Origin of the sequence: Streptomyces sp. E2N166 (assembly GCF_003671715.1) — a bacterium.
GTDB classification, from domain to species: Bacteria; Actinomycetota; Actinomycetes; order Streptomycetales; family Streptomycetaceae; genus Streptomyces; species Streptomyces thinghirensis.
Genome location: NZ_RAIF01000041.1, coordinates 14,452 through 38,433, shown reverse-complemented (window position 1 = coordinate 38,433; position 23,982 = coordinate 14,452). Strand labels below are relative to the sequence as shown.

Annotated in this window: 23 protein-coding genes and 2 pseudogenes; 4 read left to right on the top strand and 21 right to left on the bottom strand. The window is 70.6% G+C overall.

All coding sequences use genetic code 11. From position 1 onward, the window contains the following. Positions 1-23 precede the first annotated feature (23 nt). The gene (locus EBH09_RS37215; RefSeq protein WP_153182786.1) at positions 24-398 is read right to left on the bottom strand and encodes a hypothetical protein; all 375 of its coding nucleotides are present in this window, start codon (positions 396-398) and stop codon (positions 24-26) included. 60 nt (positions 399-458) lie between these two features. Next, positions 459-1,235 carry a CHRD domain-containing protein gene (locus EBH09_RS37210; RefSeq protein WP_121751276.1) on the bottom strand — a complete coding sequence of 259 codons (777 nt, stop codon included), beginning with the start codon at positions 1,233-1,235 and terminating at the stop codon, positions 459-461. 134 nt (positions 1,236-1,369) lie between these two features. Here EBH09_RS37210 and EBH09_RS39740 point away from each other — a divergent pair. Continuing rightward, positions 1,370-1,548, top strand: a pseudogene (locus EBH09_RS39740) (anti-sigma factor); the annotation flags it as partial. Between the two features lie 49 nt (positions 1,549-1,597). Here EBH09_RS39740 and EBH09_RS37200 read toward each other — a convergent pair. The 5 genes from EBH09_RS37200 to EBH09_RS37180 all read right to left on the bottom strand — a co-directional run bounded on the left by EBH09_RS37200 (position 1,598) and on the right by EBH09_RS37180 (position 7,098). Beyond that, a complete protein-coding gene (locus EBH09_RS37200; protein WP_121751275.1) occupies positions 1,598-2,401 on the bottom strand; it encodes a DUF1295 domain-containing protein in 804 nt (267 codons plus the stop codon). Next, entirely contained in the window at positions 2,398-3,708 is a 1,311-nt protein-coding gene (locus EBH09_RS37195) for a cyclopropane-fatty-acyl-phospholipid synthase family protein (RefSeq protein ID WP_121751274.1), read from the bottom strand. Before EBH09_RS37195 ends, EBH09_RS37200 begins: the two co-directional genes overlap by 4 nt. Beyond that, on the bottom strand, positions 3,705-4,973 hold the full coding sequence (locus EBH09_RS37190; RefSeq protein WP_121751273.1) for a cyclopropane-fatty-acyl-phospholipid synthase family protein: 1,269 nt from the start codon (positions 4,971-4,973) through the stop codon (positions 3,705-3,707). Before EBH09_RS37190 ends, EBH09_RS37195 begins: the two co-directional genes overlap by 4 nt. Beyond that, positions 4,970-5,704 carry a DUF1365 domain-containing protein gene (locus tag EBH09_RS37185; protein ID WP_121751272.1) on the bottom strand — a complete coding sequence of 245 codons (735 nt, stop codon included), beginning with the start codon at positions 5,702-5,704 and terminating at the stop codon, positions 4,970-4,972. Before EBH09_RS37185 ends, EBH09_RS37190 begins: the two co-directional genes overlap by 4 nt. Positions 5,705-5,793: 89 nt before the next feature. Next, positions 5,794-7,098 (bottom strand): FAD-dependent oxidoreductase, encoded by a 1,305-nt coding sequence (locus tag EBH09_RS37180; RefSeq protein ID WP_121751271.1) that lies wholly within the window; start codon positions 7,096-7,098, stop codon positions 5,794-5,796. Between the two features lie 153 nt (positions 7,099-7,251). On the opposite strand from EBH09_RS37180, the gene EBH09_RS37175 reads away from it, so the two are divergent. Together EBH09_RS37175 and EBH09_RS37170 are read left to right on the top strand one after the other, a co-directional pair. After that, positions 7,252-7,647, top strand: coding sequence for an ATP-binding protein (locus tag EBH09_RS37175; RefSeq protein WP_121751270.1), 396 nt, complete (start codon positions 7,252-7,254; stop codon positions 7,645-7,647). A gap of 68 nt (positions 7,648-7,715) precedes the next feature. Further along, positions 7,716-8,441, top strand: coding sequence for an alpha/beta fold hydrolase (locus EBH09_RS37170; RefSeq protein ID WP_121751269.1), 726 nt, complete (start codon positions 7,716-7,718; stop codon positions 8,439-8,441). A gap of 663 nt (positions 8,442-9,104) precedes the next feature. Here the strand turns inward: EBH09_RS37170 and EBH09_RS37160 are convergent. The 5 genes from EBH09_RS37160 to EBH09_RS37140 form a co-directional block, all read right to left on the bottom strand. Beyond that, on the bottom strand, positions 9,105-9,848 hold the full coding sequence (locus tag EBH09_RS37160; protein ID WP_121751267.1) for an anti-sigma factor: 744 nt from the start codon (positions 9,846-9,848) through the stop codon (positions 9,105-9,107). Further along, complete coding sequence (locus EBH09_RS37155) at positions 9,845-10,429, bottom strand: sigma-70 family RNA polymerase sigma factor (protein WP_121751266.1); 585 nt, start codon at positions 10,427-10,429, stop codon at positions 9,845-9,847. The genes EBH09_RS37160 and EBH09_RS37155 overlap by 4 nt, the downstream gene beginning before the upstream one ends. Positions 10,430-10,579: 150 nt before the next feature. Further along, positions 10,580-11,251, bottom strand: coding sequence for a fasciclin domain-containing protein (locus tag EBH09_RS37150; protein ID WP_121751265.1), 672 nt, complete (start codon positions 11,249-11,251; stop codon positions 10,580-10,582). Between the two features lie 78 nt (positions 11,252-11,329). Beyond that, positions 11,330-12,946: a molybdopterin-dependent oxidoreductase gene (locus EBH09_RS37145; RefSeq protein WP_121751264.1), complete on the bottom strand. Its 1,617-nt coding sequence runs from the start codon at positions 12,944-12,946 to the stop codon at positions 11,330-11,332. A 284-nt stretch (positions 12,947-13,230) separates the two neighbouring features. After that, the gene (locus EBH09_RS37140) at positions 13,231-13,503 is read right to left on the bottom strand and encodes a chaplin (protein WP_121751263.1); all 273 of its coding nucleotides are present in this window, start codon (positions 13,501-13,503) and stop codon (positions 13,231-13,233) included. Positions 13,504-13,783: 280 nt separating this feature from the next. Between EBH09_RS37140 and EBH09_RS37135 the strand changes: the two genes are divergently transcribed. Further along, positions 13,784-14,173, top strand: a complete 390-nt coding sequence (locus EBH09_RS37135; protein ID WP_238697608.1) for an ATP-binding protein — start codon at positions 13,784-13,786, stop codon at positions 14,171-14,173. A gap of 146 nt (positions 14,174-14,319) precedes the next feature. On the opposite strand, the pseudogene EBH09_RS37130 reads toward EBH09_RS37135, so the two are convergent. The 9 genes and pseudogenes from EBH09_RS37130 to EBH09_RS37080 all read right to left on the bottom strand — a co-directional run bounded on the left by EBH09_RS37130 (position 14,320) and on the right by EBH09_RS37080 (position 23,976). Continuing rightward, positions 14,320-15,496, bottom strand: a pseudogene (locus tag EBH09_RS37130) (IS3 family transposase). Positions 15,497-16,744: 1,248 nt separating this feature from the next. Continuing rightward, positions 16,745-17,260 carry a hypothetical protein gene (locus EBH09_RS37600; protein WP_153182785.1) on the bottom strand — a complete coding sequence of 172 codons (516 nt, stop codon included), beginning with the start codon at positions 17,258-17,260 and terminating at the stop codon, positions 16,745-16,747. 134 nt (positions 17,261-17,394) lie between these two features. Then, on the bottom strand, positions 17,395-18,435 hold the full coding sequence (locus EBH09_RS37110) for a DUF6292 family protein (RefSeq protein WP_238697607.1): 1,041 nt from the start codon (positions 18,433-18,435) through the stop codon (positions 17,395-17,397). A 161-nt stretch (positions 18,436-18,596) separates the two neighbouring features. After that, complete coding sequence (locus tag EBH09_RS37105) at positions 18,597-19,151, bottom strand: helix-turn-helix transcriptional regulator (RefSeq protein ID WP_121751259.1); 555 nt, start codon at positions 19,149-19,151, stop codon at positions 18,597-18,599. Positions 19,152-19,266: 115 nt separating this feature from the next. After that, the gene (locus EBH09_RS37100) at positions 19,267-20,619 is read right to left on the bottom strand and encodes a DnaB-like helicase C-terminal domain-containing protein (RefSeq protein ID WP_193776783.1); all 1,353 of its coding nucleotides are present in this window, start codon (positions 20,617-20,619) and stop codon (positions 19,267-19,269) included. Beyond that, positions 20,616-21,692 (bottom strand): hypothetical protein, encoded by a 1,077-nt coding sequence (locus EBH09_RS39735; protein ID WP_238697606.1) that lies wholly within the window; start codon positions 21,690-21,692, stop codon positions 20,616-20,618. Before EBH09_RS39735 ends, EBH09_RS37100 begins: the two co-directional genes overlap by 4 nt. Positions 21,693-22,035: 343 nt before the next feature. Beyond that, positions 22,036-22,284 carry a helix-turn-helix domain-containing protein gene (locus EBH09_RS39730; protein WP_274595165.1) on the bottom strand — a complete coding sequence of 83 codons (249 nt, stop codon included), beginning with the start codon at positions 22,282-22,284 and terminating at the stop codon, positions 22,036-22,038. Positions 22,285-22,432: 148 nt separating this feature from the next. Next, positions 22,433-23,182 (bottom strand): glycosyltransferase family A protein, encoded by a 750-nt coding sequence (locus tag EBH09_RS37085; protein ID WP_121751283.1) that lies wholly within the window; start codon positions 23,180-23,182, stop codon positions 22,433-22,435. Then, the gene (locus EBH09_RS37080) at positions 23,179-23,976 is read right to left on the bottom strand and encodes a GntR family transcriptional regulator (RefSeq protein WP_121751256.1); all 798 of its coding nucleotides are present in this window, start codon (positions 23,974-23,976) and stop codon (positions 23,179-23,181) included. Before EBH09_RS37080 ends, EBH09_RS37085 begins: the two co-directional genes overlap by 4 nt. Between the last annotated feature and the right edge of the window lie 6 nt (positions 23,977-23,982).

The following is a 23,982-nucleotide window of genomic DNA, read 5'->3' as shown; positions in this document are numbered from 1 at the left end:
ATCCCTTCGACAGGGGGCAACAGTCATGCCGGGCCCGGAGGCCAGCGGCCCTCTTGCAGGACCGCGAAGAAGATAACGGGGCCCGGGGCGTACCAGCCAGCGAGGTCGGGATCGCGCGGGGTCTCCATCGCTCCCTCGTTGTCACGGCCGAGCTCTTCCAGCACGGAAGAGATCCCTGTGGCCGGGATGGTCACCTTCACCGGAGCGGAGCGGGTGAGGGCTGCGGCCCGGCTGGGAGCGGTGTCGTGCGAGTGCTCCGTCTCGGGTGGGCTGGTGGAGGCGCGGGCGGCGGGCCCCGCCGGTGCGGAGACCGACGGGGCCGGAGGTGCCGAACGGATTCCGGTGCTGTCGTGCCACAGGCCGCCGGCCAGGACCGCGGCGGAGACCACAGCGATCACGGCGCAGAGGACCAGCCACGGAACCTTCCGGGGCGACCGGTGCTGCATCGGGCGGCCCGGTCAGCGCTCGCCGGTGCGCCGCCACACCACAGCGGCACCCATGGCGGCGGCCAGCAGCCCGGCTCCGCCCAGGGCCATCAGCTGGTTCGGCTCCTGCGCGCCTGTGGCCGCGGTGCCTGTCTCCACGCCGCCCTCGGGCATCTCGCCGATGGACGCGCCGTGGACCATGCCGCAGCTGGCGGGTGCTGTGGCCTCCAGTGGCAGCTTGGGGTCGAGGGGGCTCTTGCCGGCGTCCATGTCGTAGGCGCCGTTGCCGTTGACGTCGATGCCGTGCTGGACGATGTGCAGATTCTTGAAGTGTTCGGCGACGTCCTGCGAGACAGTGATGGTCCGCTCGTAGGACAGCCTGCCGTCCTCGTCGGCCGTGGGCATCCGGTGGACGGCCAGGCCGCTGTCTTTGCTGGTGTCACCACTGGTGGTCAGCGAGATGTTGATGTCCCCGTAGGACGGCAGGCCCTCCACGGTGGAGACGATGCCGTCGCCGTCCTTGTCCGCGCTCGCGTCGGGGCAGTGGAAGTTCTTGCCCTCGGTGGAGCCGTGGATGTGCTGGGCATGCGGAGCCCCCGGCACCAGGCCCCCGGCCTGGATCTTCACCGTGAGCCGGGTGCCGTCCAGGCTCACCATGGCGGTACCGCTCGCACCGGAGTCGTTCAGCTGCTTCAGGTCGATCTGATACGCCTGACCGTCCTCGGCGACAGCGGGAGCCGCGGCCCCGAGGGCCAGGAGGGCGGGTAGCGCGGTGACGGCGGCTATGCGTGTGTTACGGCGCTTCCTCATGCGATGACGTCCTTCCTCGCAGCCCACCCGCTGGGTGGGCGACTACGTGTGGTGCTCGGTCCCGCGGCCGGTCCCGGTCGCGTTGCACGGGTAGTCCGGAGTGCGCCCCGGACCGGATTGGTCCGGGCAGTCCGTGGTTCGACGACGGCGGCACGATGCGCTCGGCGGGCCTGATGGACCCGGACCGCGGCAGTCAGTCGGTACTGATGCGGGGACCGGTGGACGGCGCGTCGGGCGTCGGTGTCACCGTCGAGCCGGTTGGCGGCTTGGAACGCCGACCTCCGAGCCGATCGCCCTGATGGAGCTGCGGGCATGCCCAGCGGCGGGACCCGCACCGACGCGGCCCCGCCCCGGGGCCCCGGTCAGCGGGGGCGGGGCGGGCGCGGGAAGAAGCCGCTGGTCCTGGCGGCGTAGGCGGTCCATCCCAGGCGCTCGGCCATGTGCCGCTCCAGCAGCCGCTTTCCGCTTCCGGCGATCAGCAGGTACGTCATGACCAGCGGGGAGACGACGGACACGGCGGCGGCCGGGCCGCCGGCGTCGCAGGCGATGAGGAACAGGCCCCACCAGACGAGGAAGTCCCCGAAGTAGTTGGGGTGCCGGGTCCAGCTCCACAGGCCGTGGTCCATGATGCGCCCCCGGTTGGCGGGGTCCGCCTTAAAACGGGCCAACTGGGCGTCTCCGACGGCCTCGAAGAACATCCCGGTGGCCCAGACAGCTGCCCCGGCCCAGGCCAGGGCGGTCATCGGGCCCGGTCCGTACGAGGCGGCCTGGACGGGCAGGGACACCAGCCACACCAGCGTGCCCTGGAGCAGGTACACCGCGCGCAGCGCGTAGAGGTCGCGGTTGCCGGGGGCCTTGGCCAGCAGGGCGTCGTAGCGGGGGTCCTCGCCGTGTCCCCGCCCGCGCCGGGCGATGTGCGTGGCGAGCCGCAACCCCCACACCACGGTCAGCGCGGCCACCAGGAGGCGGCGTGCCGTGTCGCCCTCCGCCGCCACCCAGCAGGTCACCCCGGCGACCGCGGCGAAGCCGAGGCCCCAGGCGACGTCCACGATCCGGTGGACGCCCTGGCGGATCGCGACGGTGAAGGTGATCAGCATGACGGCGGCCGCGGCCCCGGCCGCCCAGGCGAGGTTGGCCGCGAACGCGGCCCAGGGGAAGCCGCTCACGGGCTCTCCGTCCTCTCGTACCACTTCTCCGGCGTGGCGGGCATACCGCTGGAACCGCGCGCGGTGGGCCGGAGGCTCAGGATCTGGTCCACGCCCATGCGCCGCTGCTCGAAGGCGAGCGCACCACCCACCAGGTACAGCCGCCACACCCGTGCCGTCTCCTGGCCGACCAGCCGGACCACCTCGTCCCAGCGGCGCTCCAGGGTCCGCTCCCAGGCGGTGACCGTACGGACGTAGTGCTCGCGCATCGACTCGACGTGACGTACTTCCAGTCCCGCCTCCTCAAGGAGGCTGACCGTCTCGCCGAGTGGCCGCATGTGCATGTCGGGCGCGATGTACGCCTCGATGAACGCTCCGCCGCCGGGCGCGGTGCGGCCCCGCGACATCTGCTGCACCAGCACCCGTCCCTGTGGGCGCACCAGCCGGTGCAGCGCGGCGGCGAACGCCGGGTACTCGGCGTCTCCGACGTGCTCGCCCATCTCCACGGTGGATACGGCGTCGTAGTCACCGCCGGTGATGTCTCGGTAGTCCTGGCAGATCACCTTGACACGGTGTTCGAGGCCGCGTGCGCGCACCCGCTCCCTGACGTGGGCCGCCTGTTCGCGGGCCAGGGTCACCGCGGTGACCTGGGTCTTGTGCTGTTCGGCGGCGTGCAGGGCGAGCGAGCCCCAGCCGCAGCCGATGTCGAGCAGCCGGGCGCCGGCGGTCAGGCCGAGCTTGCGGCTGATCAGCTCCAGCTTGGCGCGCTGGGCGTCGGCCGGGTCCGCGTCGGCCTCCGCGCTCGTCCAGTAGCCGCACGAGTAGGCCATGGTCTCGTCGAGGAGGAGGCGGTAGAAGTCGTTGGACAGGTCGTAGTGGTGGCTGACGGCGGCCCGGTCGCGGGACCTGGTGTGCGGTCGACCGCGCAACCGGGCCTGGGAGCCCGGGGCGGGTGGCCGGGGACCGACCGCGCCGAGCCGGGCGGCCAGGGCGGCGGCGCGCAACCGGTCGGCGGGGCTGAGGCGTGGCGGGCGGAGCCGGCGTTCGCGGGCGGCGGCCCACATCAGGCGCAGGGCCTCGGCCAGATCTCCGTCCACGTCGAGTTCCGCGGTGACGTACGCCTGGGCCAGGCCCAACTCGCCGGGCTGCCACAGCAGACGGCGCAGGGCCCGGCGGGAGCGTACGACGACCGTCGGCGCGTCCGCAGGGCCGGTCTCGCTGCCGTCCCAGGTGCGCAGGCGTACGGGAAGCGGGCCGCCGAGCACGTCCTCGGCGAGAGCGGCGAGCCGGTGGGCCGCGCCGGACCGGCTGGTGCGTGCGGTGCTCATCGGGCGGCGGTCTCCTTGGTGAACAGGTACTGCTGGACGTCCAGATAGGCGGCCCGGAACCCGGCCTCGGAGTAGGCGAGGTAGAAGTTCCACAGGCGCCGGAAGACCTCGTCGAAGCCCAGGTCGCCGACCTCGCCGCCGCGCTCGGTGAACCGCTCCCGCCACAGCCGCAAGGTCTCCGCGTAGTGCGCCCCGAAGGCGTCCCGGCGGGCGAGACGCAGCCCGGTGTGGTCGCGGGCCGTGGTCTCGATGGCCTCGGTGGAGGGAATCAGGCCGCCGGGGAAGACGTACTTCTGGATCCATGTGTGCGTGTGGCGCGCGGCCGTCATGCGGTCGTGCGGCATGGTGATGGCCTGCAGTGCGGCCCGGCCGCCCGGGGCCAGGCGTGCGTCGAGGGCACGGAAGTACACGGGCCAGAACTCGGCGCCCACGGCCTCGATCATCTCGACGCTGACCACGGCGTCGTAGATGCCGTTCTCCTGGCGGTAGTCGCGCAGTTCGATCCGTACGCGGTCGGCGAGGCCCGCCTGCTGAGCGCGTTCCGTCGCGCGGTCGCGCTGCTCGGTGGAGAGGGTCAGCGAGGTGACGTGGGCGCCGCGGGCGGCGGCTCGCAGGGCCAGTTCCCCCCAGCCGGTGCCGATCTCCAGCAACCGGGTGCCCGCGCGGACCCCGGCGAGGTCGAGCAGCCTGTCGATCTTCCGGCGCTGGGCGGCGGCCAGCGACTCCCAGCGGGCGGGAAACCCGAGGAAGAAGGCGGAGGAATAGGTGAGGGTCTCGTCCAGAAACAGAGCGAACAGGTCGTTGGACAGGTCGTAGTGGCTGCTGATGTTGGAGCGGGCGCCCTCCAGCGTGTTGCGCCGGGCAGCGGGGTGCCGCTGCGCCCACAGACCGCGCAGCCGTTGCAACGGGGCGGGAACCAGTTCGGCGGCGTTGGCGGCGAGTACGGTGAGGACGCCGACCAGGTCCGGAGCGTCCCACTCGCCGGCCATGTACGACTCGCCGAAGCCGATCAGGCCCTGCGCGCCGATGCGTCCGTGGAATGCCTCGGGGTCGTACACCTCCAGCAGCGGACCGCCCAGGCCGACGGTGTCGTGGTCGGCGTATCGCACGCGCAGCGGCAGCTGGCCGAGAGCACGGCGCAGGATCAGGGAGGTGGCGGTGCGGCGGACCTTCGACACCCGCGGCGGGGCGGTGACATCGGGCCAGCGGACCGGATCGGCGGCGGTGCCCCGCACGGGTGGAGGGAGCGGCCGGGTGCTGGTCATGTGGTCTTCTCCGAGGTGCGGTGGCGGGGACGGGGCTGGAGGGGGAGGCCGCTCAGCCACAGGCGGATGCCGTGGAAGCGGATTCCGGCGGAGACCGCGAGGGTGGACCACGGGTGGCGCAGCGCCAGACGCAGCAGGGCCGCCGGGGTGGCGGCGCGGCGGGTGCCGCGGACGGTGGCGATGAACGGCCGGGCACCTGGCCGGTCCAGGCGTACGGTCAGGTCGAGGCGGTCGCCCGGGGCCGGGAGACGCATGCGGTAGCGGCCGTCGACCGGGAAGAACGGCGAGACGTAGAACTCCTTGGCGGTGTGCGCGACGCCCGAGCGGTCGGGGTGGAGCAGGTACGCGTGCCGCTCGCCGTAGGTGTTGTGGACCTCGGCGACCACACAACGCTGCCCGCCGTCCCGGTCGTGGCACCAGTACAAGGTCAGCGGATTGAAGACGTGGCCGAGTACGCGCGCGTGCGTGAGCATCAGGATCCGCCCGCCGACGAGGTCGATTCCGTGGGCGGCGAGGAAACGCTCCAGGCCGGCCCGCAGAGTGGGGGCGTCACCGCTGAAGTGGTCGCGGGGCGAGAAGCGGGCCAGCGGCCGCAGCGGGCCCGGCAGCGCCGGGATGTGGTCGAGGTCGACCAGCCACAGGTAGGTGCGGTGCCTGAGCGTGTACCGGGTGGGCTCGGCGCGGACGTGTGCGATGTCGCACGGATAGAGGGCGGGGGGCGTGGTCGCCATAGGCCGGGCGGGCGGAGCCGGGACCGCCGGGGCCGCTCGTGGATTCCCCTCTGGTGAATGTGCCCCCCGCGGTTTCCTCTCCTGCGGATTCACCACCGCACCCCCAGCGCGGCGGCGGCCCGAACGCCGGAGCGGCAGCCGTCCTCGTGGAAACCCCAGCCGTGATAGGCGCCCGCGTACGCGATGAGCGGCGTGTCCAGCTCGGGCAGCCGACCCTGGGCTGCGACGGACGCGGCGGTGTAGACAGGGTGTTCGTACGTCATGCGAGCCAGCACCCGGTCGGGGTCGACGCGGTCCTGCCCGCCGAGGGTGACGACGTATGTCTCGGGTGCGTCGAGGCGCTGGAGCCGGTTCATGTCGTAGCTGACCCGGACCCGGTCGGCGCCGACGTCGCAGGACGGCATGACGTAGTTCCACGAGGCCCGGGCACCGCGCGAGCGCGGCAGGAGAGCGGGGTCGGTGTGCAGGAGGGTGGTGTTGCGGGAGTAGCGGAACGCGCCGAGCACCTCCTTCTCCAGTGGCGTGGCATCCGCCAGCAGTGCCAGGGCCTGGTCGGGGTGGACGGCCACGACAAGGTGGTCGTAGAACATCGTGGTCCCGTCCGCGGCGGTGACGTCCACACCGTCGGAGTGCCGGGTCACCGATCGGACCGGTGTGGCGGCGCGGACCTCGGGAAGGCGGGCCGCGATCCGGTCGACGTAGGTGCCGGAGCCGCCGGTGACCGTGCGCCACACCGGGGAGCCGCCGACCGCGAGCATGCCGTGGTGATGGAGGAAGCGGAACAGGTAGGCGGCCGGGTAGCTCAGCGCTGTGGGAGCGTCGCAGGACCAGACGGCGGAGACCACCGGGGTCATGAAGTGGGCCCGGAAGTAGGGCGAGAAGCTCTCCCGGTCCAGGAACTCGCCCAGCGTGAGAACGTGCCCCGGGTCCTCGTCGAGCAACCGCCGGGCCGCGCGGTGGAATCGTGGCACCTGCGTGAGCATCCGGAGGAAGGGTCCGAGCAGGGCGTTGCGCGGGCGGGCCAGGAGCCCGGCCGGGCCACGGGCGCCCGCGTACTCCAGTCCGCATCCCTCGCACCGCACCGACATGCTCATCTCCGACTCCTGTGTCGCGACGCCGAGTTCGTCGAACAGACGCAGCAGGTTCGGGTAGGTGCGGCGGTTGTGCACGATGAACCCGGAGTCCACGCGGTGAACGCGGCCGTCCGGCGACGTCAGCTCGTGGGTGTGGGCGTGCCCGCCGAGCCGGGCGTCCGCCTCGTACAAGGTGACGTGGTGGGCATGGTCCAGTACGTGGGCGGCGGTAAGTCCGGCAACGCCGCTGCCGATGACGGCGGTGCGGGGTATCTCCCGCCCGCCGCTTCCCGGCCTCGCCTCCCCTGATGCTCGCGGCATCGTTGTTCCTCCCCTGTCCGTGATCAACGCCGACGTGGGTAATCCGAGGCAGCGGCCCGCGCGGATTGGGTTCGGATGCGCGCCGCCGCCAGCCCATCCGGATGCGGGTGCGGCAACGGATCACCGAGAGGGGATGAAAGAGGTGAAAGCGTCATGAACGACACGTGTGAGCCGGTCGGCCGGGCGAGTGGTCACGCCGTGCGCGGCGGTGTGCGCGACCAGCTATGCCGCTGGGGCGCGGATGCTCTCGCGGACGACGCCGAACTGGTCGTCTCCGAGTTGCTGGCCAACGCGGTACGTCACGGCAGGCCGCCGGTGCGGGTCGCGCTGACCATGCTGGGGAGGCCGGTCCGTCGGCGTGTGGTGCGTATCGAGGTCACGGACGCGGGCACCGCGGTCGATGTCGCGCGTGTGCGGGCCCGCTGGCGGCACCCCTCCTTCCGGCTGGGCGAGATCGGCCGGGGACTGCTGCTGGTCGACGGCCTGTCCACGCGATGGGGAGACAAGCCGGCGCCGGGCGGGCACACGGTCTGGGCCGATCTGCGCTGACGGCCGACCCATCCGCTCACGGCACGGCAACGGAACACTTCTGGTAGTCCATCGCCGGAAGGGGCCCCATGAACTCGGAGAACGAGCCGGATACCAACACCCTGCGGGTACGCCGCCGCCCGCCGGTCACGCGCGGCGCCGTACTCGTCCTGCACGGCGGCCGGGCGGAGAGCCGCCGGGCGGCGCGGCCCTGGCACCTGGCGGCGCTGCGCATGCGCCCCTTCCTGCGCGCCCTGGATGAGTGCACCGGCCGGGAGGACGTCCTGCTGGGACAGGTGCGCTACCGCAGGCGCGGCTGGAACGACGACTTCGCCGACCCGCTGTGCGACACCTGGCGGGCCCTCGACCAACTGCGCGTTCTCGTCGGTGACGTGCCCGTCGTGCTGCTGGGGCACTCCATGGGGGGCCGGGCCGCCTTGCGGGCCGCGGCGGCAGGCCCGGTACGGGGTGTGGTGGCACTGGCACCCTGGTGCCCGCCGGGCGAACCGGTCGCCCATCTGGCGGGCAAGAAGCTGCTCATCCTCCACGGCAGCCGCGATCGCGTGACCGACTCCCGTGCCTCCGCCGCCTACGTCCGCCGCGCCCGGGCCGCCGACGCGCGTGCCGGTCTGGTCATCGTGGAGAACGGCGACCATGCGATGCTCCGCCACCACGGCTTCTGGCACCGCGCCGCGACCGAGGCCGTCGCCCACCTGATCGCACCGCGGACGGCGCCCTCCGCCCTGTTCACCGATGCCCTCGCGGCCTCGCAGTCGACGGTGGTGCGGTCCGCAGGCCGGTTCCCCGCACAGTGACGTCCCCCGGGCCGGGGGTACGCGCCGACGGGGCGACCTCCGGCCGCCCCGCTTCCCCGCAGCCCGCGTCAGCTCTTGGGTAACCGCCCTTGGTGGCCTGCCAGGGGATGGACCACTGGCGCCAGGTGTCGCGGGAGTCCTCGGCGGCCAGCCGGGCCTGTTGCCAGGGCCCGTCGTCGACGCGGATCTCGACCTTGCTCACCCACTTTGGAGAGGACGTACACAGGCATCGGCTGAAATCACTCTCATAGGTGGATTACGTGACAGCGTTGCCGAGAGTCTCCCGTGGTCCCGGCATCCTTAAGGGAGCGGTGCCCCGCTCAGCGCCCGAATCGCCGGGCAGGGCGACGCTTGTCTCAGGGACGTTTCCCCCTGACTCCTGCCGACGTCCGGATCCAGGAGCGGGGTCCGTGCCCCGGCTCGCGGTGGCGGACACCGTGCATCACTGTCTGGTGTAGCGCCGGAACAATGCGGCCGGGCACGGAGAAGAACGCCGAGCTGACGCTGTCAGAGTTCACCTTTCTCGTTGACAGCGAAGACACGGATGTCACCTGTGTGGCCAGGGCTCAGGCGACGGCAGGTTCAGCAAAGTCGGCAGTGGTTGCTGCAGGGGCTGGGCACTCTGCGGTGGCTCGCCGCACCGTCCAGCATCGTCTCATCAGATCAGGCCGGCAAGGTCAGCAGGGCGATGGGGTCGGAGGTCGGGCGGGCGGAGCCACCGGTTGGTTCGAGGGTGATGCCCACGGCGGAGGCCGCGTTCGCCGACCCCTCCAGGACTAGGGCCTGACTGGTGCGGTGCGTGTCCATCAGGCCCGCCGACCGCATGTGGCCGTCGACCTGGTACCACGCCTGGTAGACCTTGCCCGATGGGGTAGCGGGCAGGTCCGTCAGCAGTACCGCCTGGTCACGGCTGTCGGAGACGACGACCGTGGCACGGGAGCCGTCGTCCAGGCGAGCCGTGCGGGTGTCGGCGTCCGGAGCGCCCAGCACCGCGACAAGCTGGTCCATCTGCCCGCGAGTCTCCTCGGCTTGGGTGGTGGCGTCCTCCGCGCGGTCGTGCTGCCATACGGCGACGCCTCCGAGTGCCGTCGCAGCGGCCAGGCAGGCGGCCAGCGCGAGCCTCGGCAGCCGTCGCCGCAGGCCGGTGGAGGGTGACCGCGGGCGGGACGAGGGGGCGACCTGGCGGACCGAGGCCACGCGCTGGAGTACCCGCCGCTTGGCGGCGCTGGGGGGATGGACGGATACTGCGGCGGCGAGTTTGGCGGCGGTGGCGGTGAACTCGCCGACTTCGTCCCGGCAGGCCGCACACGCCATCAGGTGCTCCTCGAAGAGGGCGCGTTCGTCGTCGGGCAGCGCGTGGAGGGCGTAGGCACCGGTGAGGGTGTGCAGATCGGCGTTGGTGCTCATGTGCTCACTCCCAGGCAGTCGCGCAGCCGGATCAGACCGTCGCGCAGACGGGTCTTGACCGTGCCCAGCGGGACGGACAGTTGTTCGGCCACCTCCCGGTAGGTGAGCCCTCGGTAGTAGGCAAGGGTCACCGACTGGCGTTGGAGGTCGGTGAGGGCGCGCAGGCAGCGCCGCACCTGTTCGCGTTCGAGCCGATGCTCGACCTCTTCGCTCACCTCGTCGTACTCGGGAGTCTGGTCCAATACCGCGGCCCTGTGGTCGCGGACGGCCGATGCCTCTGCGGAGCGGACGCGGTCGATGGCACGTCGGTGGGCGAGGGTGAGGATCCAGTTGGTGACCGAGCCGCGTTCGGGCCGGTAGCGGGGAGCGGTGCGCCACACCTCCACGAGGACGTCTTGGGCGACCTCCTCGGACTGAGCCACGTCGCGCAGCACCGCGCGCACCACACCCAGGACAGCGGGGGCGACGGCGTCGTAGAGGCCAGCGAAGGCGTCCGTGTCCCCGCAGGCCACCGCGTGCATCAACGTCTGGAGATCCGGCTGCTGGGCTGGGTGGGGGCCAAGGAAGATCGGCTCTTTCACGGATTCCGTCCTGTGGTGCGCGGTGCGCGTGCCCGCCCCGTCCGGTCTGCCCGCGTGCGGGGCAGGCGCGGCGGAGGGGGACGGGGTTCAACGTACAGGGGTCTGCCCGCCGGGCGTCGTAGGAACGCCGCCCGGCGGCCGGATGGGGCGTCAGCTGCTGGGCATCAGGACGCTGTCGATGATGTAGACGTTGGCGTTGGCGGTCTTGACGTTGCCGCAGACCACGTTGGCGGAGTCGTTGACCATGTATTCCTCTTCCGAACCGGAGGTGGTCAGCTCGGACTTCTCCAGGGTCTCGAAGGAGCCGTCCGGCAGGTCCGCCGGGGTCAGCTTCTGCCCGACGACGTGGTAAGTGAGGATCTTCGTCAACTGCTCCTTGTCGTTGAGGACGGCGTCCAGGTCAGCCTTCGGGATCTTCGCGAAGGCGTCGTTGGTGGGCGCGAACACCGTGATGTTCTCGGCGCTGTTGAGGGTGTCGACCAGGCCGGCCTTCTTCACCGCCGTCACCAGCGTGGACAGCGCCGGGTTGTTGGACGCGGCGGTGGCCACCGGGTCCTGGGCCATGCCGTCGAAGGAGCCGGCGCCGTCCTCGGGCACGGCCGCGCAGGCCGGGCCGAAAGGCTTGTCCGCCGAGGCGGCACCGTCCGTGCCGTCCGTGGCTTCGTCGGACGTCGTCGCCGGGGCCGACGTGGGGTTGTTCGCCGAGTCGGAGGCGGAGGAGTCACCGCCGTCGTCGGAACAGGCGGCGAGGCCCAGCGGCAGGACAGCCGCGGCAGTCACAGCGATGGCGATACGGCGGACACGGCGGGTACGGGTGTTCATGGTGTTTCTCCTGATGGCGTTGTGTAGCGGGTGCTGCACGTTCACAAAGGGACGGATGAGTGGTTTCGGGGAGGGGGGTCAGTCCACGGTGACCACCACCGAGTGCCAGCCGCTGGCGCCGTCCGGGATGGGCCGGGCGCGCTGCTCGGTCTGCGTCGCGCCGGTGCGGTCGGTGGCGCGGACGGTGAGGGTGTGCCCGCCCTTGGTGGCCTGCCAGGGGAAGGACCATTGGCGCCAGGTGTCACGGGAGTCCTCGGCGGCGAGCCGGGCCTGTTGCCAGGGCCCGTCGTCGACGCGGATCTCGACCTTGTCGATGCCGCGGTGCTGGGCCCAGGCGACTCCGGCGACCATGACGGTCCCGGCTGCTGGCCGGGCGAAGGGTTTCGGGGTGTCGATCCTGGACTGGGTCTTGATGGGTGCCTTCCGTGCCCAGTCCCGCTTGACCCAGTAGGTGTCGTAGTCGTCGAAGGTGGTGAGTTCGATGTCCTCGATCCACTTGCAGGCGGAGACATAGCCGTACAGGCCCGGTACCACCATGCGGACGGGGAAGCCGTGGTCGACCGGGAGCGGCTGGCCGTTCATGCCGACGGCGAGCAGGGCGTCGCGGCCGTCCATCACGTCCTCGACGGGACTGCCGAGCGTCATGCCGTCCACCGAGCGCGCCACCAACTGGTCGGCGGGGCCGCCCCGGGAGGGCGGTTTCACGCCGCTCTCGGCGAGCAGTGCGTCGAGGCGTACGCCGATCCAGCGGGCGTTGCCGACGTACGGACCGCCGACCTCGTTCGAGACACAGGTGAGCGTGATGTCCCGCTCCACCATGTCCCGTCGCAGCAGGTCGTCGAAGGTGAGGGTGACGGGCCTGGTGACGCCCTTGCCGTGGATGCGCAGTCGCCAGGTCGTGGCGTCCACCTTGGGCACCACGAGGGCGGTGTCCACGCGGTAGAAGTCCTTGTTCGGGGTGATGAAGGGGCTGACTCCGGGGAGGCGTAGCTGGGCTCCCTTGGGCATCGGCCGCGCTGGGGAGGCCGGAGCCGGAAGGGCGACGTTCGCGCGTGAGGCCACCGCGTCCCGGCCGCGACCGCCGTTGAGTACGCGTCCCCACGCTCCGGCCCCGGCCGACGCGGCGGCCGCCGCGCTCGCCGCGATCAGGAATCCTCGCCGGTCCCAGCCGGGCGAGCGCGTGACCGCCTCCTGCCCCGCCGCGCCGGGTGCCGAGGTGGCCTCGGACGGTTGCAAGCGGCCGAGGAGGGTACAGAGGACCAGCGCGCCGATCACCGCTCCTACGAGGGACGGCAGCGCGTCCACGACACCGCTGGAGTCCGGCCGACTGATCGCAGCCGCGGCACCCACCGCCCCGAAGACCAGGATCCCCGCCGTGCCGGCGGGACGGTGCCGCAGTCCCAGGAGTCCCAGCGCGAGCGCGAAGGCTGCCAGAACAGTGAGGATGCCGAGCTGGAGGACCAGTTTGTCGGCGGTGCCGAAGTTGCGGATCGCCCAGTCCTTGACCGCGGCGGGTGTGCGGTCGATGGCCGCGCCGCCGACCGCGACGACCGGACCGGCCTGCGGCCTCACCCACGCCGACACCAGTTCGGCGACGGCCAGGGCGGTGAACCCGGCCAGAGCGCCACTGAGGACGGCCAGCACCCGGCGGATGCCGCCTTGGGCCGTTCGCGATGTCCTGTCGTCGTCCGTCACGTGGGGAATCCGGGGCCGGGTGCCGGACGGATTGGTCTGGTACCCGATCGAATGAAAAACCGGCGGCGGGCCAATCGGCGCGGGTCCGGGCAACGGATCAAGAACCTTCTCCCCTCAGCGGGCGGACGGTCCGCTGTTGCCATCGCCCTCGCTGGGCCGCGCCGTACACGCAGCCGTACGGCGCTCGGTCAGCGACCCGCCCACGGCAGAGGGCCGGGTGCCGTGACCGGCACCCGGCCCCAGAGGCGTTGCTCAGGGGGCGCGGCGCGGTAGGGGTGTCGCGGTCAGCGCCACATGCCCCACTCACCGTGCCCGCCGCCGTTGACACACGTGTTGCCGAAGGCGGGGTTGAGCAGGCCGATCACGTTGACGGTGTTGCCGCAGGCGTTGACCGGGACGCTGACCGGCACCTGGATCACGTTGCCCGACGCGACTCCCGGAGAACCGACGGCCGCGCCCTGGGCGCCGCTGTCCGCCGACGCAGACGCGGCACCGCCGAACCCCAGGGCACCGACGGCGGCCAGCAGCCCGGCGTACTTGATGACACGAGATGTCATGAGACCTCTGCCTCTCGCTTCCGGCGGTCACGGACCGCCGACGCCGCCGCACCGTGCGGCGGACACAGGTGATCCGTGACGGACGCCGCGGTGGACTGCCGGTGTGCCGGAGAACCACTCGGAAGGAGTACGCCCTCCGGCTGCCGTCTCCGGCCGCCCGTCCGGGTCCGCCGTCTTCTCGGCCATCCGTTCTCGGGACCGCAACGAATAACCAGTAGGAAGAAAAGGGTGAACCACCATGAATGGCTCCTGTGAAGTTCGTGACAGCGCCGCGACAAGCGTGCTGGGTTCCGTCCGCCAGGACATCCGTGAGCAGTTGGACCGCTGGGGCACCGGCGAACTCGCCGACGACGCCGCCCTCATCGTCAGCGAGCTGCTGGGCAACGCCTTCCGGCACGGCAGGCCACCCGTGTCCGTCTCGCTCACACTCGACGACCGCCGGGACCGCCCATGCCTGCGGATCGGTGTCACCGACTCCGGCACGGCGCTCAACGTCGACCTGGTCCGCGCGAAGTGGCGGCACCCTTCCGGCGGCCTGACCACGGACGGCCGCGGTCTGTGGCTGGTCGACGCGCTCTCCCTCGCCTGGGGCGACCAGTCTCGCCCCACGGGCCACACCGTCTGGGCGGAACTCGACTGCCCCGCCGGCCATAACCCGGCCGACGCTTGACTGCGCGGCACCGGGAGGGGCCCCTGGCCGATCCACTCCCGCCTCAGCGACACCACTGGTCACCCGGTGCGGCCGACGGTTAATCCTTTCCCTCGCCCATCGTCAGGGTGTTGGGGACTGCTGCATGATCGGGTGACAGCGGCGGTTTATGCAGCCAGAGCTGCGGGTGGGGTCATGATGGTCTCGTACTCGACGGGGGTCAATCGGCCCAGGCGTCGTTGCCGTCGGCGCCGGTGGTAGGTCCGCTCGATCCAGGTAACGATCGCGATCCGCAATTCCTGGCGGGTGGCCCAGACGCGGCGGTCGAGGACGTTCTTCTGCAGCAGTGCGAAGAAGCTCTCCATGGCGGCGTTGTCGCCGGCGGCCCCGACCCGGCCCATTGAGCCGACCAGGCCGTGCCGGGTGAGGACGGCGGCGACCGGTTGAATCCGCCCTGGGCCCCGTGATCGGTGTGCATGACTGCCCCGGTGAGGCTGCCGCGGGCGACGGCCGACTCCAGCGCGGCCACCGCGAGGCGGGACTTCATCCGGGCGTCGATGGAATAGCCCACGACACGGCCGGAGTACACGTCCTTGACGGCGCACAGATACAGCTTGCCCTCGCCGGTCACGTGCTCGGTGATGTCCGTGAGCCACAACCGGTTCGGCCCGTCTGCGGTGAAGTTCCGCCGCACCAGGTCATCGTGGGCCGGCGGCCCGGCTTTGGCGTTCTTCCCGCGGCCCCTGCGTTTGCCGAAGGCACTCCACCAGCCGTTGTCCCGGCAGATCCGCCAGGCAGTCCGCTCGGCCATCGGCTCACCGGCGGCGCGGGCCTCGTCGAGAAGGAAGCGGTGCCCGAACTCGGGATCGTCGCGGTGCGCGTCGAACAGGGCGTTGGCCCGGTATGCCTCGGACAGCTCGGTATCGGTGACCGGCCGCTCCAGCCACCGGTAGTAGGGCTGGCGGGCCAGTCCGAGCACCCGGCACGTCACCGCCACCGGCACCCGGTGAGGGGCATCGGCGGCGGCCAGCTCGCGGACGAGCGGGTACATCATTTTGCCGGCAGGTTCGCCTGCGACAGATACGCCGCAGCCCTCCTGAGCACCTCGTTCTCCTGCTCCAGCAGCCGGATGCGCTTGCGGGCCTCGCGCAGCTCGGCGGACTCGCCCGACGTCGTCGCGGGCCTGGCGCCCTCGTCGGTGTCGGCGCGGCGCAGCCACTTCGACAGCGTGATCGGGTGGACGCCGAAGTCGGCGGCGATCTGTTCCAGCGTGACGCCGGGCTCGCGGTTGCGTGCGACCCGCACGACGTCTTCGCGGAACTCCTTCGGATACGGCTTGGGCACTGCAACATCCTTCCAGGCCGCATCTCAGCGAGCCAGGTCAGATGTCACCCAACCCTGCAGCAGTCCCCTCTGCTACTGGACCCGCAACAACCGACTCATCCGCACAGCCCCCTGCACCTACAAGATCCCGCTCGCCGAACCCTTGACGGCACCATCGGGGCCTTAACTTCGCGGCATTGGTCGATCATCTGCCGGTGGCAGTAGCCCTCCGGCCGCCCGCCCCGGCCCGCCAGCCATCCCGGCACCGGCAGCAGATCCCGCACCGCTGCCCACTCGGCATCGCTCATGTCCGAGCCGTACCGGGGCCGGCGCTCCGGGCGGTCGGCCGCGTTCCCGAACCTGTGGGCGAGACAGTCACACCCAGGAGTGGACGGACTGGACCCGGCCACTGCGACCACGCGACACTTCGACAACAGGGCCTCTTGCTCCTCGCTGGACTCGACATCCGCGAGCTACCAAGAGGCCCTTCCTTCATGCCCGAGCACCCGACAACTCACCCAAACCAGCACCCTGTTCGAGCCCCAGCCGACCACCCGCACGGATAGAGAACAGCCAGTGAGGGAAAGGTCGACAACGGCAACGTTGGTGCAGCCGATTTCGGTGTAGAGGCTGCGGAGGCCGGCGGCGGATTCGCGAGGCCATTCGATGATCTGGAAGGAGGTGTCCGGACGGAGAATTAGGGCGAAGCCTGCTGCGGACATGAGTGTCCCCTTTCAGGGTGTGGTGATCTTGGGTGTCGTTCGACTGCCACTGCCGACCAACAAGAAAAGTGTATCGCAATTTAGCTACTCAGGCGATCACTTTCGCCGAGTTTCCGCAGGTCAACCCATATGGAGTGGCGGGCCGGGCCCGGCCGCCGCGCCGCTCATTCGCACCGCGCAGCGGTGAGAATCTGCCTGTCCGGACGCCGCAGGCGGCGGGGCGGCGCGCAGCGTCTGCCCCGGGACCAGGCAGGCCCGCCGTAGGACCGCGCAGCGGGCCCGGCGGCGGTGGGGGCAAGGCGAGCGTGCGCAGCGCGCGGTCGGGCGCGCAGCGGCCGACGTCCTGGCCCCCACCCCGGGCGTGAGCGCGCGCAGCGCGCGGTCCGGGTGCGCAGCACCCGGGCACGCCCCCGCGGCGCGGCGGCCGGGCCCCGGCCCGCCACTCCCAAACTGGAACTAGTCGCCCATGAGAGCCGTCAAATCCGCGCGCCTACTACTGACGCTGCGCCCTGCGTCTTTGTCCAGGGCGCCCACGTTGCATCACGGCCTACGCACCACGGTGGAGAACCGCGTGAGTGATAGCGAGGAAATCGCAGCGTGAGTCGTCGCAGCGCTCTACTTCCCAGTCGTAAGCGCCCGCGCTATCCCGGTTGTAGTCATCGAGTAATTCGGCCAGGCCCAGGAGTGCTTCTCTCATGGCCGATGCCGCTACGCGTACGTCCTCGGGGCCTTCGAGATCGACGAGGCTGTACAGCGTGTTGACCTTCTCAATCCCGCTGCGCCTCGCCGAAGCCGGGTTGCGAGGCTTAAGAAGGTGCAGCGCCTCGTTGAACGCCATGAGGAACTGGCTGTACACCTGCCGCCGCGCTTCCTCAGCGCGGGCGGCACGCTGCTCATTAAGGGTCCGGTTCACCGTGTCGATTACGGCACGCGCCTGCTCGTCGCCGGCATACCGGGCCGCTGCTGCTTGGCGTCGTCCAGCAGCGATCGTGAACCAACCCGTGAGCGCACTACCGGCAAGTGCGGCTCCTGCCGCAATGAGCGCTATACCCAGCTCTCCCATGAGGACCACGGTACTGATGGCAGGGATCTCTCGTCGGTGAACACGGATGATGGCTGCTGGTGCCGCCCGCTCTGCTGGCTCGACTTGCCCGCAACCAAGTGAGCCCGCGTACGGAGCATTTACGTTCCAGCGGCTCAGTCGATGCTCAAAAGGGCCTTCACAAGGTCGGTAGGCGCGGGGGCTAGGCCGGTGGCGAGGTGTCGCACGCCGTCGCCGGGTGGGGGCCATGCTGCGCCCCGACCGAACGGGTGGCGGCGCGAGGGCGCGGTGCGCCAGCCGTGCCGTTCGGACCACACCAGAGCGGGGGCCGGCGCCGCGGGGGCGTCCAGGACGAACGCGGCCATGCAGACGTCGTCTTCGGGGTGCTGGACGGCGGGCGGGGTGTCGGTGGAGCTCCAGCCGCGTGCGTGCAGGGCCTGGGCCACGGCGGCGAGGTAGGGGCGTGCCTGGCGGCCGCGCAGGACAGCTTCGGCGCGGACGCCGGCGCGGCGGGTCTGGCCAGCGGGGTAACCGAGTGCGGCGGCGGCCTGTGCTGCCGTGAGTGCGCACTGCTCCATGACGTCGGCCAACCGCTGCGCGCGGCACTGAGTCAGTGCGGCTTGCGCGGTGTTGCGGTGTACGCCGAGGCGGTCGGTAGTGGCCGCCGCGGTGAGGGCGGGGTCGGCGTCCAGGAGCTGCGCGACTCGCGCGGGCAGCTGGTCGCGGGGGACCTGGTCCCCGGCGCCAGTGGGCCGGCCGCCCCCGCCGCTGCCGCTGGTGCGGCGGCGGGGCGAGGGGGTGTAATCCCGGACGACGCGGCGGGGCCAGTGCTCGACCCCGCCCACGCGCACCAGGTGCTCGCTGACGGCCGCCTCCTTCTTGCGGCGGTCCCACACTGACAGGGGCTCGCCGCGCAGTGCGGCGGCCTCCTGGCGGTCCAGGAGGTCTTCGTCGTCGTCCGCTGTCGGCAGCTCGGGGACGGGGAGGCCGGCGAGGTACGCGTCGACCTGCTCGCCGTCGTAGAGCCGAGTGCGGCCCGCGTTCAACGGCGCGGGGAAGTCGTCGGCCTGGTGCTGGCCGGAGTTCAGCAAGGTCTGTACGGCGATGCCCTGCTGCGCGGCGATGTCGGCGAGGGTGCGCACCAGGTGCTGGCGTCCGGCGCGGATCATGAGGGCCTCCAGAGTCCGGCGAACCACCGGGAACTCATCAAGAAAACAGTACGTGATTTGGCTACTGCTCGGGTGGGGCGCGGTAGGCTGCCATCCGAGCACGCGCCCCTTGGGCGGTGTCTTGGGTCGGCCGGCACCCGTGCCACCCGCTCAGGCGGACTGAGGGTGCCGGCCACTTCCACCGGGCGCTACAGGTCGAATTCCACGTGCTCGACGTCCGTGAACTGGATCTCCAGTCCGGCTGCACGGCTGCCGCCGTCGCGGAAGTACATCTCGCCGAGTCCCTCGGCGGCAATGTCGCGGAGCTGCTGCTCGCTGGCGCCGGCGTCCTGGGCATCGAACAGACGGGCCGCGTAGTGCGGGGTCAGGGCGATGGTCAGGTGGCGCATGCGGGCGTCGTCGGTGGTGCCGGGCGCCGCGGTGAAGCCGAAGCGGGCGCGGGCATCGACCACCAGACCGGTGCTCCTGGCGGCCTGCTTGCGGGCGCGGTCGCGGACGCGGGGCTGCCAGCGCTGGCGCACGGCGTCCTCCAGGCGCTGCGCGAGGTCGGCGCGCGGTCGGCGGATCTGGTCCTTCACGTAGCGCTCCACCGTACGCTGCGAGACGCCGAGCAGACCGGCTACCGCGCGGGTGCCCTTGAGCTGCTTGACCAGGTAGCGCACCTGCGCCCCGGCCGACTTGGGGATAGGCCGGGTGAACGCGCCCTGCACGGCGCGGTTGAGGCCGTCTCCGATGATGCCCATGAGGGCTGCTCTCCTTCATGATCGGCTGTGCGGGCCGCTGAGGGGTGATCACGGGCGGGCTGGGGAAGTTGTCCGACCCGCCCGTGATCACGCCGCACAGCGGCGTCCAGGGCGGCTAGAGGTCGGGTTCCTCGGCACCGGACATGTCGCGCAGGCGGCTGTAGTGGAACTGGTGGGCCACGGTCACGGTGGCCGTGGGCCCGTTGCGGTGCTTGGCCACGATCAGGTCGGTCTCGCCGGACCGCGCGGACTCGGGCTCGTAGTAGTCCTCGCGGTGCAGCAGGATGATCGCGTCGGCGTCCTGCTCCAGGGCGCCGGAGTCGCGCAGGTCGCTGACCGCCGGCCGTTTGTCCTGCCGCTGCTCGGGCCCGCGGTTGAGCTGGGCCAGGGCGATGATCACGGCGCCGGTGTCGGAGGCGAGGATCTTCAGTTCGCGGCTGATCTCGGTGACCTTGTCGTAGGTCGACTGCCGGGCGTTGCGCTGGTCGGTCTGCATCAGCTGGAGGTAGTCGACCACCACCAAGGGCGCGCGGCCGGTTTCGCGGATGACGGTCTTGATGCGGGAGCGGATGCGGGCGGGACTGACGCGGGCGCTGTAGTCCATCCACAGCGGCAGGCCCTTCAGCTCCGGAGCGTGCCGGTCGAGGCGGTCCCAGTCGTCCTGGGTGAGGCTGTCGACGCCGTCGCGGATGTGGTGGAACGCCACCCGGGCCCGAGCCGACAGGATCCGGTTGCTGACCTCGGCACGGCCCATCTCCAGGCTGTGCACCAGTGTCGGGCCGCCCTTGCGGGCGTTGGCGGTGGCGATTCCGAGCGCGAACGCAGACTTGCCCATGGCCGGGCGAGCGGCGACCAGGATCATCTGGCCGGGCATCAGCTTCATCAGGATGTCGAGGTCGGTGAACCCGGTGACGGCAGCAGGTGGGACGGAGATGGCCAGGCTGTCCAGGTGCGCGTCCAGGTGGTCGCCGAACCGGCCGAAGGTGTCGTCGTCCTGGTCGTCGACGGCCAGGGACTCCAGCTCCGCCTGGTGGGCGGCGATCGTCTCCGGCACCGACAGCGGGTCTGCCTGGCGAGCGCCCTGCATGCCGCGCACCAGCGCCTGCTGGTAGCGGCGCACCTGGGCATACCCGTGGACAAGGTCGGCGTAGTGGCCAGCCTCAGCCGCCGAGCAGGCCTCGCTCGCGAGCCGGGACAGGCCCACCACGCCACCGGCGCGCTCGAGGTCGCCGGTGCTGCGCAGCTGCGCCTCTACCGCAGGCACTCCGGTCGGGCGGCCGGCGCCGTGCAGCCGCTGGACGGCTAGCCACACCAGCTCGTGCGCGGGCTCGTGCCAGTCGGCCTCGCGCACGGCGCGGGCCACGTCGGCGACCGGGTCGTACGAGGGGGTCGCCATCAGGCAGGCCCCCAGTGCACGGCTCTCGGCTTCCACGGAGACGGCCCGTTCCTGGTCCAGGGTCACGGTCACTTGGCCGCCTCCACTTCGCTGCGGGTGACGCCGGGGTGCGTGCATCGCCGCTGCGGGGCGTCGTCGTCGTCGTCCAGCAGCCAGCCGTACTCATCGCACGCCGTGCAGGCCTCGATGACGTCGCGCGCCGCCGTCGGCCGCGTGCTGCCGCCCGGCGCGGGAGCAGATGCGGGCTGCGGGCGGACCAGGGCGTAGCGGCGCAGGTCGCGTACCCAACCGGGCAGGCACTTGGTCCAGGACGCCGCACCGCCCGTGTTCTTGAGGACCTCCGCTTCGAGCAGGGCCAGGTAGTCGGCGCCAGCATCGACCAGTGACGGCCAGCCCTGTTGACGCATCGTGCGCAGCAGCTTCGGCGCACAGCTGCGGGCGGTGGACGCCCCCGCCTGCCAGAGCCGCATCTGCTGGAGGAAGTCCTCAGCCGCACAGATCTCCTCCGGAGAGAACTCCGGCCCCTCCTCCCGCTGTGACGGAAGCGAACTTGAGGGACGGGGGTGAGGGGTAGGGGAGGAGGATTCCTCCTCCCCCGGGGGGTGTGGGGGGGAGACGATTCCGCTTCCCGGAACCCGGGACGCGTTCTGACCTGCGGGAACATGCCGTTTACCGCTTCCCGGAACGCCGGAACCGTTGTTACCGCTTCCGGCGTTCCGGGAAGCGTTCTGACCTGCTGTTTTACCTGCTTCCCCGAATGACGGTTCCGGCGTTCCGGGAAGCGTTGCGACCTGCTGTTTTACCTCGTCGTGATCTTCGGCTCCCGGAGAGGTCGGCGACCAGTCCGGGTTCCAGGCCGGGTTGTCGTAGACCTCGTAGACGACCGGGCCTTTACGGCCGGGCTTGGTCGGGTGCGGCAGCTGTGTCCGGCGCACGTATCCGGCGTCCAGGAGCCGGGCGAACGACTCGTACACGGCGTTCTTACCGACCAGCTCCCGCGCGTTCTTGGCAGAGCGGATGCCGCGTTCCTGGAGCTGCTTCCAGACACTCAGCGGCGTGGACTCCATGGAAGAGGCCAGGTTGAACATGACTTGCAGCAGCACGACGTAGTCGAGGGTGTGTACCAGGTCGCTTCCGACGCCCATGTGTCGCGGGACCGAGACGCCGCTGACGGGCGCCTTTGCTGCTGTCAGGCGCCCCGACTCGTCCACGTGACGGCTACCGGATAGGTGTTGCTGGCTGTGCAAGGAGTCATCTCCCCAGGTAGGGGAGCCATGATCAGTGGATGTGACCGAACAGAAGACCCGGAGTAGTGGCGTTGCGCAATCTCTGGCGCATACTCTGGGTAGAGGTGACCACGAGGGCCGCAAGGCTCACGGGCATCACCCCCGGCGAGGTCACCTCACCGGATCACGACTCAAGGGTTGCTAGCTCGATTGAGTCGGACTTGGAAGCGGCTCCTGTTGTGGCGACAGGGGCCGCTTCGCATTACGGGGAACTCATAGCTTTGTCACCTCGTATCCGAACGGCGGCGGCTGGATGCTTGGCTGCCCATCCGGCGAGCAGGCGAGCGTACGCCTCTAGGTGGCGCCGCCGCGGCTTGGCCGCTCCGACTTCCCAACGGTTAAAGGCGACGCGAGTGACTCCGAAAACGTCGGCCACTTCCTGTTGGGTGAGACCGTCCGCCTTGCGCAGCCGCGCGCGGATCTCCGGCGGAGGCAGAGTGTCCGGTCGCACAAGCAGAGCATCGACCGCGTCTAGTAGTTCAGACAAGGCTCCCCCTCTCCTCACGTGATCCAGAACTATACAAAACTCTTCACTCGGGCCAGGTCAGCTGACCGCGTGTCGCTCGGATTTGAGCGCTGTCGCGACCTTCCGGTTCTCGCTACGGCCAGCGCCAGCCGGTGCGACGAAGCGCCTCTACTTGTGCTCGGACAATGGCCCGGAGCTGATCCAGGTCAGCGACCTCGGCATATGCGGACTGAGAAGTCGTCTGGTCGGGGTGCTTCCGGTAGATGCCTCCCGGGGTCGAGATCATCCACCCGTCTGAGACGGCGGCGCAGAGCATGACGGCTGCGATTGCCTCCCATGCTGGGATCGCCGGCCAGGCCCCCACCGCGAGCAGCAGTGGCGTACGCGCGGTCAGATGCGTACCGATCACGGGGAAGTTGTCCTCGTCGTACGCGGTAAGCAACGTCTCGTAGGTGAGAGGTCCCTCTGGCGGGTCGTACGGCCCCGCCACCATGGACCCATCCGGCAGGAGATCCAACCCGGCGGAGATGCACCACCCGACTTCAGGGTGCGCCTCCATAGCGGCGATGTCCCGGGCGAGGCCTCCCGGGAGGAGCACGTCATCGGCGTCCAGCGTGCGGACCAGTTCGCCCGTCGCTCGCGGCAGAGCCATCGTTCGGGTGACTCCAGCACCGCCCTTGCTGGCCATCCCAGTTGAGATCCATGGCTCTTCCGGGATGACGGCAAGTGGCCTGCCTGTGGTCCCGTCCTCTTGGACGAGCCACTGCACCTCCCAGCCCTCTGGCAGGCGGGCACGCTCGTCCCTCACGGACTCATAGGCTTCGCGCAGGTACTTTGCCCCGCCGTCGTAGACAGGCGTTACCACGCTGATAATTCGGTTCATGACCATCGCTTCAGTGGTGTGACGTACCGGAGTTCCACGCGATCCGCGGGCAGAGGAATATCTGTTACCTCTACGACCTGACCGTCCGTCGAATACGAGATCTTCCTTACACGGAGCACAGGCACTCCCGGAGGAATGTCCTGCTCCTCCGTTTCCGTGTCCGTTGGCATGGCCGCTGTGACCCGGTCCTCGATGCGGTCGACCTCGATGCCCACGGTGTGGAGTTGGTGCTGAGCGCCGCCGGGCCACGGCTCGCGCTCAGGGTCGAACAGGTCAGGGTTCTGGCTGGCGAGGTCATGGGGCATGTACGAGACGGACTTGCCCATGCCGGCGCCCTGCTTGGTACGACGCGTGCCGATGCGGCGTAGGACCAGGGTTCCTTGTGCCACACCGAGGGCCTCAGCCACGTCGATCGGAGCGGGCACCACGTCGAGCCGCACGTGGTTTTCCATCGTCGACACGGAAACGCCGTGGTCCGACTCTGCTACGCCGAAGTTGCCTCTCACTTCCTCGGGCTCTAGCACCAGATCCTTCTCGGCCTGGTAGCGAGTGTTCACCCTCACCTGGTGAATCGGCTGCACTCGCACGCGAGTCGTGCCGCCAGGCTTTCCCGACAACAGACCCTGCTCCTTGAGCACCTGCACTGCCCGCGAGGCCGTGTTCGGGGCCACAGCGTGCGCCTTGGCCAGCTCCACCACGGTGGGGAACCGGTCGCCAGGCGCGTACTCCCCTCTTCGGACCGCTTCGGCTAGCGCCTCCGCTAGCTCCAGGTACTTCGATGACGTGTGTGCCATGGGTGC